This window comes from Luteibacter sp. CQ10, assembly GCF_040900725.1.
Lineage (GTDB): Bacteria > Pseudomonadota > Gammaproteobacteria > Xanthomonadales > Rhodanobacteraceae > Luteibacter.
Genome location: NZ_JAEUYM010000004.1, coordinates 185,480 through 199,008 on the forward strand (window position 1 = coordinate 185,480; position 13,529 = coordinate 199,008).

15 protein-coding genes are annotated in these 13,529 nt (G+C 66.6%); all 15 read right to left on the reverse strand.

Going from position 1 to position 13,529, the window contains the following annotated elements:
- Nucleotide 1: 1 nt before the first annotated feature.
- On the reverse strand, nucleotides 2-511 hold the full coding sequence (pal, locus tag JNG39_RS16745) for a peptidoglycan-associated lipoprotein Pal (RefSeq protein ID WP_368313042.1): 510 nt from the start codon (nucleotides 509-511) through the stop codon (nucleotides 2-4).
- A 253-nt stretch (nucleotides 512-764) separates the two neighbouring features.
- Nucleotides 765-2,081 (reverse strand): Tol-Pal system beta propeller repeat protein TolB, encoded by a 1,317-nt coding sequence (gene tolB / locus JNG39_RS16750; RefSeq protein WP_368313044.1) that lies wholly within the window; start codon nucleotides 2,079-2,081, stop codon nucleotides 765-767.
- 127 nt (nucleotides 2,082-2,208) lie between these two features.
- Nucleotides 2,209-3,144: a cell envelope integrity protein TolA gene (locus JNG39_RS16755; protein ID WP_368313046.1), complete on the reverse strand. Its 936-nt coding sequence runs from the start codon at nucleotides 3,142-3,144 to the stop codon at nucleotides 2,209-2,211.
- The gene (tolR, locus tag JNG39_RS16760; protein WP_144915485.1) at nucleotides 3,131-3,574 is read right to left on the reverse strand and encodes a protein TolR; all 444 of its coding nucleotides are present in this window, start codon (nucleotides 3,572-3,574) and stop codon (nucleotides 3,131-3,133) included. The genes JNG39_RS16755 and tolR overlap by 14 nt, the downstream gene beginning before the upstream one ends.
- Before the next feature lie 16 nt (nucleotides 3,575-3,590).
- Entirely contained in the window at nucleotides 3,591-4,271 is a 681-nt protein-coding gene (gene tolQ, locus JNG39_RS16765) for a protein TolQ (RefSeq protein WP_247370031.1), read from the reverse strand.
- Nucleotides 4,272-4,319: 48 nt separating this feature from the next.
- Nucleotides 4,320-4,709, reverse strand: a complete 390-nt coding sequence (ybgC, locus tag JNG39_RS16770) for a tol-pal system-associated acyl-CoA thioesterase (RefSeq protein WP_368313048.1) — start codon at nucleotides 4,707-4,709, stop codon at nucleotides 4,320-4,322.
- Nucleotides 4,706-5,746 carry a Holliday junction branch migration DNA helicase RuvB gene (gene ruvB, locus JNG39_RS16775; protein WP_368313049.1) on the reverse strand — a complete coding sequence of 347 codons (1,041 nt, stop codon included), beginning with the start codon at nucleotides 5,744-5,746 and terminating at the stop codon, nucleotides 4,706-4,708. Before ruvB ends, ybgC begins: the two co-directional genes overlap by 4 nt.
- 36 nt (nucleotides 5,747-5,782) lie before the next feature.
- Nucleotides 5,783-7,681: a potassium transporter Kup gene (locus tag JNG39_RS16780; protein ID WP_368313051.1), complete on the reverse strand. Its 1,899-nt coding sequence runs from the start codon at nucleotides 7,679-7,681 to the stop codon at nucleotides 5,783-5,785.
- Between the two features lie 5 nt (nucleotides 7,682-7,686).
- Entirely contained in the window at nucleotides 7,687-8,283 is a 597-nt protein-coding gene (gene ruvA / locus JNG39_RS16785; protein WP_368313052.1) for a Holliday junction branch migration protein RuvA, read from the reverse strand.
- Nucleotides 8,280-8,801, reverse strand: coding sequence for a crossover junction endodeoxyribonuclease RuvC (gene ruvC / locus JNG39_RS16790; RefSeq protein WP_368313054.1), 522 nt, complete (start codon nucleotides 8,799-8,801; stop codon nucleotides 8,280-8,282). Before ruvC ends, ruvA begins: the two co-directional genes overlap by 4 nt.
- 46 nt (nucleotides 8,802-8,847) lie before the next feature.
- The gene (locus JNG39_RS16795; protein ID WP_144915503.1) at nucleotides 8,848-9,594 is read right to left on the reverse strand and encodes a YebC/PmpR family DNA-binding transcriptional regulator; all 747 of its coding nucleotides are present in this window, start codon (nucleotides 9,592-9,594) and stop codon (nucleotides 8,848-8,850) included.
- A gap of 192 nt (nucleotides 9,595-9,786) precedes the next feature.
- Nucleotides 9,787-10,419, reverse strand: coding sequence for an esterase/lipase family protein (locus JNG39_RS16800; protein WP_368313055.1), 633 nt, complete (start codon nucleotides 10,417-10,419; stop codon nucleotides 9,787-9,789).
- Between the two features lie 16 nt (nucleotides 10,420-10,435).
- Complete coding sequence (aspS, locus tag JNG39_RS16805) at nucleotides 10,436-12,205, reverse strand: aspartate--tRNA ligase (protein ID WP_368313057.1); 1,770 nt, start codon at nucleotides 12,203-12,205, stop codon at nucleotides 10,436-10,438.
- 161 nt (nucleotides 12,206-12,366) lie between these two features.
- Complete coding sequence (locus tag JNG39_RS16810; protein ID WP_368313059.1) at nucleotides 12,367-12,900, reverse strand: DUF3011 domain-containing protein; 534 nt, start codon at nucleotides 12,898-12,900, stop codon at nucleotides 12,367-12,369.
- 92 nt (nucleotides 12,901-12,992) lie between these two features.
- Nucleotides 12,993-13,277: an FmdB family zinc ribbon protein gene (locus JNG39_RS16815; protein WP_368313060.1), complete on the reverse strand. Its 285-nt coding sequence runs from the start codon at nucleotides 13,275-13,277 to the stop codon at nucleotides 12,993-12,995.
- Between the last annotated feature and the right edge of the window lie 252 nt (nucleotides 13,278-13,529).

Consider the following 13,529-nt stretch of genomic DNA (forward strand, 5'->3'; position numbering starts at 1 on the left):
CTTACTTCGCGGTGTAGACGATCTCGACGCGACGGTTCTTGGCCCAGCAGTCTTCGTTGTGCTCACGGCAGGTCGGCTTTTCCTTGCCGTAGCTGGTCACGTTGACCTGGCCAGCCGAACCACCGGCAGCCTGGAGCGCGCTGGAGACGGCATTGCCACGACGCTCGCCGAGGCCGAGGTTGTACTCGCGGGTGCCGCGCTCGTCGGTGTTGCCTTCGAGGGTCATCGCCGACATCGGACGGTCACGCAGGTACTTGGCGTGGCAGGCGATGATCTGCTCGAACTCCGGCTTGACGTCGTTCTTGTCGAAGTCGAAGTAGACGACGCGCTGACGCAGGCAAGCGTCGGTGTCGAGGTCGGACGGCTGGTACTTGCCGTCGTTGGTCGGAGCCTGGGTCTGGGTGACCGGGGCCGACTCGGCCGGCGGCGGGGTCTTGACCTGCTTCTTGGAGCAAGCGGCCGCACCGACGCAAAGCAGGGCGGCCAGGGTGATGGTAACGGTCTTATTCATGGGACGTTCCTTCAAACAGTTGAGTTCCGACAGTCGTTTTACGGTTTCGGGACAGACACCGCCGGTTGACCGGCTGTTTTTCTACTTGCATCCACGTTGACGGGGCGCTGTCCCGCACCCTACGCCCTCGCTCCGTCAGCCATCGAGTGACCGCCGGGTGTTCCATTATTCCTTATCGCCCGCGAAAAGGGCGCGGCAATACCGCGCCCCTCCCTGGACGTTGCCGACGTCGCGGCCCCCTGCGGGCGCGCCATCAGCGCTGTCTGTAGGGCCCCCATGCCGGTTCGCGCACGTCGCCGTCCGAAAGGACGAGACGCTGGCGCACCAGGCCGTCTGCCGAAACTGCATACAGGACGCCACGCGTACCCTGCGATGCCGCATAGAGAAGCATGCTCGCGTTGGGCGCGAAGCTGGGCGAATCGTCCACGTTGCCCGGGGACACGAAACGCACCTGACCGCCCAGGCTAAGGTCCATGATGGCGATACGATACACGTTCCCGTTGCCCTGCACCATCGCGATCTGCTTGCCGTCGTAGCTCACGTCGGCGCTGGCGTTGAAACCGCCCTGGAAGGTGACGCGCTGGGCATTGCCCCCGCTGACCGACGTCTTGTAGATCTGCGGCTTGCCCGAGCGGTCGGAGGTGAACAGGATGCTCTGGCCGTCCGGGGTGAAGGTCGGCTCGGTGTCGATGGCGAAGTTGTTGGTGATCCGGGTTTCGGTGCGGCTGGCCACGTCGATCACGAAGATCTCGGGGTTACCCACGTAGGACAGGCTCACCGCCAGCTTGCTGCCGTCGGGCGACCAGGCCGGGGCGCTGTTGATGCCCTTGGGGTGCGAGGCGATCAGGCTGCGCGATCCCGTGGAGATGTTCTGGATGTAGACGGCCGAATTGCCGCTTTCGAACGACACGTAGGCGATCTTGGTGCCGTCGGGCGACCACGCCGGGCCGAGCAGCGACTCGCGCGAGCGGGCCACCACCTGCGGGTTGTAGCCGTCCGAATCGGCCACGATGAGCGAGTACGTGGTGTTGTTGCCCGTGCCGACCGCCGTGATGTAGGCGATGCGGGTCCAGAACGCGCCACGGACTCCGGTGATCTTTTCGTAGATCTGGTCGGCGATCTGGTGGGCCACGCCACGCAGGTCACCCGTGGGCGCCGTGAAGGACTGGGCGAGCAGGCTCTGCTGACGGTTCACGTCCCACAGCTCGTACTCCACCTTGACCATGCCGCCGCCCGCATCGCTGATGCGGCCGATGGTGAGGAAGTCCTGCTTGAGAAGGCGCCAAGTGGCGAACTTGATGTCCGAGCCCTGCGACGGGGTCTCGACGATGTCGTTCTTGTCCAGCGAGCGGAATTTGCCGGAACGGTTGAAGTCGGCGCGGATCACGTCGGCGACGTCGGTCGGCAGCGGCGAACCGCCGGCCTGCGCGAAGGGAACCACCGCGATCGGCGTCGCGGTGGCGACGCCCTTGGCGATTTCCACGTTGAGCGACTGGGCGGCGGCGGGGCCGGCCACGAGGGCGGCCAGCCCGGCGAGGGCGGCGGCGAAACGGAGGATCGTCTTGCGCATGGGCTGATTCATTGCGACCTGAAGGAGAAAGTGGCGCCCGCATGGTAAGCGGGCTCCGATGGACCTGACTGACCCGATTCTGAATGCCCCGCGCCAGCCATGGCCACGCGGGCACGCCGAACCATCATTACGGCCGGAACGTGAAGGTGAGGTTGCGCTGGAAGACATCCTCGAAGCCCTGGTACGGCAACGGCTGGGCGCGGAGCACCGCGTTTTCCAGCGAAGCGCGGCCCGGGCCGTCGAACGGACAGCTGGCATCGACCTTGGCGCTCAGCACCTGGCCGCCCGGAATCTGCACCACGTGGACGATGCAGGCACCGTTGCCGATGTTCTCCGGCCGCAGCCAGTTTTGCGTCACGGCATTCTGGATGGCCGCGATGTAGGCCGCCTGCTTGCTGTCGTCCTTGCCGTTCTGCCCGGTCTGGGGCTTCTCGGCGAAGGGCAGGTCCTCGCGGCCGTCGTCCTTGGCGTTGGCCAGATCCTTCAGCTGCTGCTCGGCCTGCTTCTTCCTGGAGTCGGCCTGCTTCGTGTTCGACTTGGCGGCATCGAGCTGCTTGAAGATCTCGTCGATCTGCTTCTGTTTTTCCTTGCGCTTTTCTTCCTGGGCGTCGATCTCGGCCTGGCGCTGGCGCTGCTGCTCCTCTTGCAGGCGCTTGGCGTCCTCGGCCTTTTGCACCGCGTCGTCGACGACCTTTTCCTGGTCCTTCAGGGCAGGGACTTTCGGCGGCGGCGGCAGGGTTTCGACCTTCGGCTTCTCCGGCGGCGGGGGCGTCGGCGTGGGCTGGGCCGGCGGCGGAGGCACCGTGTTGGGCACCGGCTTCTGCGTGTGCTTCGGCGGCGGCGCCCCGGTGGGGCCGATGAGCACCGCCTCGATGGGCTGCCCCGGGAGCAGGATGGGCGCCTCGCACTTGAGCGGATTCCACTCGCGCGGAATCCCGAGCTTGTCGCCCCACTCTTCCCAGAACGTGCACGAGGTCACCGCGAGCCAGAGGAAGGCCGCGATGCCGACGTGGAGGACCGCGGCCCAGAAGACCGCGATGGACGTGCCGTTACGGTTTTCCATTCTGCGCGGACTGCGGCTGGCTCATGAGGCCGATTTTGGAGATGCCCGCTTCCTGGAGGATCGGGAGGATCTGGTACACCTTGCCGTAGCCCACGCGGTCGTCGCCCGCGAGCAGGACCTGGATTTCCGGGTTGGCGTCGTGGAACGCCGTGATCTTCTTCCTGAAGTCGTCGATGCTGACCGGCTCGCGCTTGGCGCCGTTGGCGGTCAGGTAGACCTGGCCCTCCGCATCCACGGAGACCACGATCGGGTCTTTCTTGTCCTGAAGGGACTTGGCGTTGGTCTGCGGCAGCTGAATGTCCACGCCGAGGTTCATCATGGGCGTGGTGACCATGAAGATGATCAGCAGCACGAGCATCACGTCGATATAGGGAACGACGTTGATCTCGGACTTGAGCTTCCGCTTTTGACGGCGGTGGGAAGTACGCATCGGGGAAACTCCGGGCTCAGGCCTCGTCCGTATGGAGCTGGCGCTGCAGCACCGAGGAGAATTCTTCCTGGAAGACCTCGTAGCGCGACGCGACGCGCTCGACCTTGTTGGCGTAGCGGTTGTACGCCCACACGGCCGGGATGGCGGCGAACAGGCCCATGGCGGTGGCGATCAGCGCTTCGGAGATGTGCGGGGCTACCACGGAAATGGTGACGTCCTTCATCTCGCCCAGGCCCTGGAAGGCGCCCATGATGCCCCACACCGTGCCGAACAGGCCCACGTAAGGACTGATCGAACCCACGTTGGCGAGGAATTCGAGGTTCTGCTCGAGCTTGCCGATCTCGCGGGTGCCGGCCACGCGCATGGCGCGCTCGGAGCCTTCCATGACGCGGTTGGCATCGGTGATGCGGCGCTGGCGCTGGCGGGCGAATTCGCGGAAGCCGGCCTCGAAGATGTTTTCCATGCCGTGCTGGCCGTCGCGGTTACCCACCTCGCGGAACAGCGCGGCCAGGTCAGCACCCGACCAGAAGCGGTCTTCGAAAGCCTCGGCGTTGGCGTGGGCCTGCTTCAGCTGGGTGTACTTGCGGATGATGATCACCCACGAGAGGAAGGAGAACCCCAGAAGGAGCAGCATGACCAGCTGCACGGGCAGGCTCGCTTCCGAGACCAGCTTGAAAATATTGAGTCCACCGTTCATCGCAAGAAGGCTCTCCGCCGTAAAATCAAAGGCTTGGGTAGTAAAGGGTCAGGCAGGAAACAGGCCGTCCGGCACCAGGGCCGGCCGCATCGTGTCGAAATTGACGCAAGCCACGCGCACCGTGGCGCGCACCAGGGCCGCATCCCCGCGAACGATCTCCTGATCGAAAAGGATACTGGCTGAACGGTGCTCTTTGACGGCCACGCTTACCAGGAGTTCATCATCCAGACGGGCCGGACGAAGGAAATCGATCTGCATGTCGCGGACGACGAAGCCCAGGCCCGTGGTGGACCGCAGGGTACTCTGGTCGATGGTTTGGGCGCGCATCCACTCCGAGCGCGCCCGCTCCATGAAGCGGACGTAATTGGCGTGGTAGACCAGGCCCCCCGCATCGGTGTCTTCCCAATAGATGCGGATGGGCCATTGGAAGACGCTCATGGCTCGTCCTGGAAAAGATCGGGCGTCGCGGCCTGCCGTGGCGGCGGGTTGAGTCCCAGGTGGCGCCAGGCCTTGGCCGAGGCCATGCGACCTCGCGCCGTGCGGATCAGGAAGCCCTGCTGGATGAGATAGGGCTCGACCACGTCCTCGAGCGTGCCGCGGTCTTCGCTGAGCGCGGCGGCCAACGACTCGACGCCTACCGGGCCGCCATCGAAGTTTTCGATGATGATGCCCAGCAGGCGGCGATCGAGATCGTCGAAGCCCTCGGCGTCGACCTTGAGCATGTCGGTAGCCGCCCTGGCCAGGGCGTGGTCGATGCGGCCGTCGCCGCGCACCTCGGCAAAGTCGCGCACGCGGCGCAGCAGCCGGTTGGCGATGCGCGGCGTACCGCGCGAACGGCGGGCGATTTCCATCGCGCCCTCCACGTCGCACTCCACGCCGAAGATGCGTGCCGCACGGCGCACGATGGCCGTCAGCTCGTCGACGCTATAGAACTCCAGACGCTGGATGATGCCGAAACGGTCGCGCAGCGGACCGGTGAGCAGGCCGGCGCGCGTAGTGGCACCGATCAGCGTGAACGGCGGCAGATCGAGCTTGATCGACCGGGCCGCGGGGCCCTCGCCGATCATGATGTCGATCTGGAAGTCTTCCATCGCCGGGTAGAGCACTTCCTCCACCACTGGCGAAAGGCGATGGATCTCGTCGACGAAGAGCACGTCGTGCGCCTCGAGGTTGGTGAGCAGCGCCGCGAGGTCGCCCGCGCGCTCGAGCACCGGACCGGACGTGGAGCGCACGTTCACGCCCAGCTCGTTGGCGATCACGTGGGAGAGCGTGGTCTTGCCCAGGCCGGGCGGACCGAAGATCAGCGTGTGGTCGAGCGCCCCGCCGCGCCGCTTGGCGGCCTCGATATAGATGGCCATCTGCTCGCGCACCGCCCGCTGGCCGAGATACTCGGCCAGGCGTTTCGGGCGGATGCTGGCTTCCAGCGCCTCGTCGTCCATGGCGGCGGCGGAGGAAATGATGCGGTGCTCGGACATGGCCGCATTATGGCATCTACCAGAGGGGGTGGGAGGTCAAATCTCGACCTGCGCACCCAGCTCGATCAGCCGGTTGCCCGGGATCTGGAAGAACGCCGTGGCCGGCAGCGCGTTGCGGGCGAGGAAGGCGAAGAGCTTGTCGCGCCACAGGGCCATGCCGGGGCGACGCACGTCCGCCACGATGGTTTCGCGCGACAGGAAGAACGTGGTGTCCATCATGTCGAAGTCGATGCCCAGGCTGCTCGCGCGCGACAACGAGAGCGGGATGTTCGGGTCTTCCGCGAAACCGTAGCGCAATTGCAGGCCGTAGAAGCCACCGCCGTATTCGATGAGTTCCATGCGCTCGTCGTAATCGGCCACCGGGGTCTCCAGCATTTCGACGGTGAGCAGCACGTTGCGCTCGTGCAGCACCTTGTTGTGCTTGAGGTTGTGCAGCATCGCGTGCGGCACGGAATTCTGGTTGGCGGTGAGGAACACGGCCGTGCCCGGCACGCGCAGCGGCGGGTGGTCGGCGATGTTGGCCACGAACGGTTCGAGCGCGAGGCCGGATTGCTTGATCTCGCGCACCACGAGGTCGCGGCCACGGCGCCAGGTGGTCATCACGGTGAAGATCACCACGCCCAGCACCAGCGGGAACCAGCCGCCATGGGCGATCTTCAGCGCGTTGGCGCCGAAGAACGCGAGATCGGTGATGAGGAAGATCACGCCCACGGCGATCACCGCCGACCAGTGCCAGTTCCAGCGGCGCTTGGCCACCACCAGCGCCAGCAGCGTGGTCATGGTCATCGTGCCGGTCACGGCGATGCCGTAGGCCGCGCCGAGGTTGTTCGACGAGCGGAAGCCCAGCACGGCCAGCACTACCAGTACGAGCAGCAGGCGGTTGATCCAGGGCACGAAGATCTGCCCGGACATCTCGCGCGAGGTATGCACCACGGCCATGCGCGGCGAGTAGCCCAGCGACATCGCTTCGCGCGTCATCGAGAACGCGCCGGAAATGACCGCCTGCGACGCGATCACGGCCGCGGCGGTGGCCAGGGCGATCATGGGGTACAGCAGGTTCTCGGGCACCAGCTTGTAGAACGGGTTCTCGATGGCGGTCTGGTCGTGCAGCAGCAGCGCGCCCTGGCCGAAATAGTTGATCAGCAGCGCGGGCAGCACGAAGAAGAACCACGCATAGCGAATGGGCTTCTTGCCGAAGTGGCCCATGTCGGCATACAGCGCCTCGCCGCCGGTGAGCGCCAGCACCACGCCGCCGAGGGCGATGAAGGCCTGCTTGCCGTGCGACATGAAGAAGCTCACCGCGTGGCGCGGATCGAGCGCGAACAGTACCTGCGGATGCGCCATGATCTGGCGCATGCCGAGCACGGCCAGCACGAGGAACCACACCACCATCACCGGCGCGAACGCCTTGCCCACGAGATTGGTGCCGTGCCGCTGGATGGCGAACAGCACCAGCAGGATCACCAGGCAGATGGGCAGCACGTAGGTATCGAGCGTGGGCGCCGCGACCTCCAGGCCTTCCACCGCCGAGAGCACCGACATGGCTGGCGTGATCACGCCGTCGCCGTAGAACAGCGAGGCGCCGAAGATACCGATGGCGGCCAGCACCCAGCGCGCGCGGGGCGAACCGCTGACGCTTCGCTGCGCCAGGGCCATGAGCGCCATGATGCCGCCCTCGCCCTTGTTGTCGGCGCGCATCACGAAGGTGACGTACTTGAGCGAGATCACCATCAGCAACGACCAGAAGATCAGCGAAAGCACGCCCAGCACGGCCTCGGGCTGCGGGGTCATCCCGTGCGTGCCGAGGGTTTCCTTCATGGTGTAGAGCGGACTGGTGCCGATGTCGCCGAACACGACGCCGATGGCGCCCAGGGCGAGCGTGGCGAGCTTCCTGCCGTGCGCGTTGCGCAGCTCTTCCTCGTGGGTCATGCCCATGGATTTCAACTCCCCAGCGCGGCGCGCAGCGCCTTGCGGATGATGGCTTCGGCCGAATCGCCCTCGGCGGCCACCTTGGTGACCAGGCGGAGGGCTTCGGGCGGTTTGTAGCCCAGTTGTTGGAGGGCCACCGTGGCCTCGCCCACGGGATCGGCGGGCACCGCCTCACCCACCGCGGACACCGGCAGGCGCACGCCCACCGCGTCGACGCGGTCGCGCAACTCCACCACCATGCGTTCGGCGGTCTTCTTGCCGATGCCCGGAATCTTGGTGAGGGCGACCACGTCGCCCGCGTGCACCAGGCGCGAAAGCTCGTCGGTGGCCACGCCCGAGAGCACGGCCAGAGCGATCTTCGCGCCGATGCCGCTCACCTTGAGCAGGTGACGGAACATGGCGCGCTCGGCTTCGCGAAGGAAACCGTAGAGCGACACGCCGTCTTCCTTCACCGCGTAATGGGTGAGCAGGATCACTTCCTTGCCGGTGGCCGGCAGGTCGTAGATGGTCGACATGGGGGCGTCGACCTCGTAACCGACGCCACCCACCTCGATGAGGAGCGACGGCGGTTGCTTGCTTATGAGAGTGCCACGCAGGCGGCCGATCATCGGCGACGTCTCCATGCCGTGCGCGGGATACCCACGCGGTGGATGCTGGAACGGGTGTGCGCATGGGCGATGGCGATCGCCAGCGCGTCGGCCGCGTCCGCCTGAAGCGGACCCTTGATGCCGAGGATCATCCCGATCATATGCTGGACCTGGGTCTTGTCGGCGCGGCCGGTACCGACCACCGCCTGTTTCACCTCGGTCGCTGCGTATTCGTGCACCACGATTCCCTGGCTGACCACCGCACATACGGCCGCGCCGCGCGCCTGGCCCAGCTTGAGGGCCGAATCCGCGTTGCGCGCCATGAAGACGCGCTCGATCGCGGCTTCCGCCGGACCGTGCGCGCCGATGATGGCGCAGAGTTCGTCAAAGATGCGTTTCAGGCGCAGGGGAAAGGTCTCTTCGCCCGCCACCATCAGCGCGCCGTGCCACACGTGGGTGAGCGCGCCGTTGTCCGCCACGTCGATCACGCCGACGCCCGTGCGTTGACTGCCCGGATCGATGCCGAGGATGCGGGTCATGACAGCGGATGTAACACGGGCGGGTGCGAAGGAGGCCGCGAAGGCCTCACTCGTCGTCCGCTTCCTGCGGAAGGATGGCGTTGTGGTACACCTCGTCCACGTCGTCGAGGCTGTCCAGGCGGGCCAGCAGCTTCTGGAACTGTTCGAGGGCTTCGCCCGTGGGCGTGACCAGCGGGCCGTTCGGACGCATCACCACGTCGGAGCCGTCGATCTCGAAGCCGGCGGCGGCCAGCGCCTTGCGCATGGCTTCCACCGCGATCGGATCGGCGGCGAGCAGCACCGTGCCGATGCCGTTTTCGATGACGATGTCTTCCGCGTTGTTCTCGATGGCGGCTTCTTCGAGCTTCGCCTCCACGTCGGCGTCGCCGCCGGTGTGTACCACCACCTGGCCCACGCGAGTGAACTGGAACGCCACCGAATTGGTGGTGCCCATGTTGCCGCCCAGCTTGGTGAGCGCCGCGCGCACGTCTGCGACGGTGCGCGTCTGGTTGTCGGTGACGCAGTCGATGATGAGCGCGGTGCCCGCCGGGCCGTAGCCCTCGTAGCGGATCTCGTGCATGTCGGCGCCGCCGTCGGCACCCGAGCCGCGCTTGATCGCGCGCTCGATGGTGTCCTTGGTCATGTTGGCGGCCAGGGCCTTGTCGACGGCCGCGCGCAGGCGCGGATTGCCGGCCGGGTCGGGCACGCCGCCACGCGTGGCGATGGTGATTTCGCGGATCAGCTTGGTGAACACCTTGGCGCGCTTGGCGTCTTCGGCGTTCTTGCGACCTTCGATGGACGGGCCTCTACCCATGTTCGATTCCTGGACATACCGGACGGACAGGGGCGGGATTCTAGCGGAAGTGGGTCTCGCGAAGGGAATCGGGGCGATGTCGCGACCGGGATTCGCCGATACGATCGGCTCCCACCCCTTCGGTAGCAAGCTCCCCGGCAAAGGGGTGGGAGCCGATCGTATCGGCGAATCAGGCTTGCGGGCGCGCCCGGTTCAAGCGACGTCGAAACGCCCCTCCCTCAGAAAAACCGCCACCTGCCGGGCCACGTCGGCCGATACGAGCATCCCCGTATGGCTGGTTTCCAGCACGCAATGGGCAGCCAGTCCGGGCAACCGGGTTTCCTCCACGCCCACCGTGCCGTCGTGCTGGTCACCCAGTTCGCCGATGAGGGAACCCAGGCCCACGGGCTGGCGCCCGGCGATCATGCCGACCTCGCGATGGCCGTCCCAGCGGTCGAGCCCGTGTTCGAGCAGTTCACGCGAGCGGCCCAGCAGCATGTCGCCGCCCCAGCTGTGGGTAAGCCCCCGCGCGGCGCCGCTGCCATTGAGCGGTGAGCCCAGGCAGACGATGCGACCGTCGGGAAGGTCGTCGTCACGACAGGCCAGCAAGGCCAGGATGCCGCCCAGGCTATGCCCCACCACGTGGACCGGACCGGGGCCCAGCCCACGGATGCGCCGGCGCAGACGCTCGATGGCCTGTTCCGGCGGCGCGGCCACGCTCATGTATTCGAACTGGTGGACGCGGAACCCCTCGTCACGCAGACGACGATGCAGCATCGCCATCGCGAACCCGCGCATCCACAGGCCGTGGAGCAGGAGGACGTCGACGGGAGGCAGGGCATTCATCGGCAAACCGGACCGATCAGGCCTTCGGCGGCTCCGCGGCCACCCGTACGTGCAGTTCCTTCAGCTGCGGCTCGGACACCGGCGACGGCGCGTCGGTCATCAGATCCTGCGCGCTGGTGGTCTTCGGGAAGGCGATGACGTCGCGGATCGACTCGGTGCCGGCCATGAGCGCGGCGATGCGGTCGATGCCGAAGGCCAGGCCGCCGTGGGGCGGCGCGCCCAGGCGCAGCGCCTTGAGCAGGAAGCCGAACTTGGCCTCGGCCTCTTCCGCGCCGATGCCGAGCAGGTCGAACACCGCGCTCTGCATCTCCGGACGGTGGATGCGGATGGATCCGCCGCCGATCTCGTTACCGTTGAGCACCATGTCGTAGCCGCGGCTCACCGCGACGGCGGCGTTGGCACGCAGGTCGGCGATGTCGTCGACCTTGGGCGCGGTGAACGGATGGTGGAGCGCGACGAAACGCTGTTCTTCGTCGTCGTATTCGAACATGGGGAAGTCGGTGACCCACACCGGCTTCCAGGTGTTCTCGACGAAGCCGCGATCGCGGCCGACCTTCAGGCGCACGGCGCCCATGAAGTCGGTGACGGTCTTCCAGCGGCCCGCGCCGAAGAACACGATGTCGCCGTCGGCGGCGCCGGTGAGCGTCAGCACCTGTTCGAGCGCGGCATCGTCGAGGAACTTGGCCACCGGCGAGTTGATGCCCTCGCGGCCCTTGGCGAGGTCGTCGACCTTGAGCCAGGCCAGGCCCTTCGCGCCGTACTTGCCGGCGAATTCGGCGAGGCCGTCGATCTCCTTGCGCGACAGCGCGGCGCCGCCGGGCACGCGCAACGCCGCCACACGGCCGGCCGGGTCGTTGGCCGGCTCGGCGAACACCTTGAACTCGATGTGCTTCACCGCGTCGGCCACGTCCACCAGTTCCAGCGGGTTGCGCAGGTCGGGCTTGTCGGAGCCGTAGCGGCGCATCGCCTCTTCGTAGGTCATGCGCGGGAAACGCGCGTCGAGCTCCACGCCGCGCACCTCGCGGAACACGTGGCGGATGAGGTCTTCGACGAAGTCCTGCACGTGGTGCTCTTCGACGAAGGCGAACTCGAGGTCGAGCTGGGTGAACTCCGGCTGGCGGTCGGCGCGGAGGTCTTCGTCGCGGAAGCAGCGGGCGATCTGGTAGTAGCGGTCGAAGCCCGCCATCATCAGGATCTGCTTGAACAGCTGTGGCGACTGCGGCAACGCGTAGAACTGACCCGCGTGCACGCGGCTGGGCACCAGGTAGTCGCGCGCGCCTTCCGGCGTGGCCTTGGTGAGGATCGGGGTTTCGATGTCCTGGAAGCCGGCGGCATCGAGATAGCGGCGCAGGGCGCGGACCAGCGCGGTGCGCGTGCGCATCATGTGCTGCATCTCGGGACGGCGCAGGTCGAGGTAGCGGTAGGTCATCCGCAGGTCCTCGTTGGGCGTCTCGTGCAGCGCGAACGGCAGGTCGCGCGCGGCGTTGAGGATCTCGACGGTGTCGGCCACCAACTCGACGGTGCCGGTCTTGAGCTTGTCGTTGACCGAGATGCGCTTGCGGACCTGGCCGGCGACCTTCACCACGTATTCGTAGCCCAGTTCGCCGGCGACGGCGAAGGCGGCGGCGTTGTCGCGCTCGATCACGATCTGGGCGATGCCCTCATGGTCACGGAGATCGACGAAGGCCGTATGGCTCTGGAGGCGAATGGTGTTGACCCAACCACAAAGGGTCACGTCCTTGCCGATCAGCGACTCGTCGATGAGGCCGCAAAAATGGGTGCGCATGCGCTTGAAGCTCCGGCCGCCCCAGGGCGGTGAATGGCGTGGGAAAAGACCCCGGATCGTAGCAGATCCGGGGCCTTTCCTGCCGCGAGAACCGGCGGAATCGCCGCGGGACCGGCCCGCGGCGAAACCCAGAGGCCGGCAGTGTCCCGGCCGCGAATACCTCAGCGACCGCCTACGCCGAAGAACCCGCGGCAACCGTGGTCGACCCAGATGCCGTCGCGCGTGGCGCCCCAGCTGTAGCCTTCCTGGCAACGGGCATCCGAGTTCTGCCGGACCAGGCGCACGCCGCCACGCGTGTCGACGGGACAGAAGCCGCGACGGCCGTCGCGGCTGCCGCAATCCACTTCCTGGTAGCGGCCGCCACCCCAGCCGCCGCCGGGACGTCCGCCGCCCCAGCCCGGGCGGTCGCCACCCCAGCCACCGGCTTCGGCGAAGATGCCGCGGCAGCCGTCGTCGACCCATAGCACGCCACGGTCGATGTCCCATGTGCGACCACGGATGCAGGCCGCCTTCGAGTCTTGCCGGACCAGGCGGGCGTCACGCCAGCCGACACGGCATTCGCCGCGATGGCCGTCCTTGCTTCCGCAATCGCGGGTATCGCCGCCACCGTAGCGCTGGGCCTGTGCCGGGAACGACACCGCCCCCATCGCGAACGCCATCGCCGCCACGGCGATCCCACCAAGAAATGCACGCATGCCCCTACTTCCTCGTCAGTTGCGACCGATCGTCGGAGGCCACGCTATCGCAAGAAACTGCAACGCGGATTGAATGGATTCTTGCGGGAAGATTACGTGTCCGACGAACTCGACGACGCGGGCGCCGGTGCCGGGGCGGGCGCGGGAGCCGGGGCGGACGAGCCGTTGTCGGCCAGGTTGCGCTTTTTGTCGCCGTCTTTCTTGAAATCCGTCTCGTACCAGCCGCCGCCAGCCAGGCGGAACTGGGGGGCGCTCAGCATGCGGCCCACGCGGGGTTCGCCGCAGTTCGGGCAGACGGTGGGATCGGGGTCGGAAATCTTCTGCAGGCGGTCGAAGCGGTGGCCGCAGGCCTGGCACTGGAATTCGTAGATGGGCATGGAAAGGCTTCCTCGGGAGCACCAGCCGGCCATTATCGGGTGGCGCGCGGCCTTTTCAATCCTGCGCCCGGGTAACGGGGCACCGCCACACCCGACGAATGCCGCCGGCTTTTTCGCATTGCACCAAAATGGCGAAACAAGCCAGTTTCGTACCAAATCCCTTTTTTAAGGTGTTTCGTAGCGCACTTTCCCCTTATTGGCGCAAAACGAAACTGTCGTATTGACGCACCGCAACAGCCCTGCCTAGCCTCG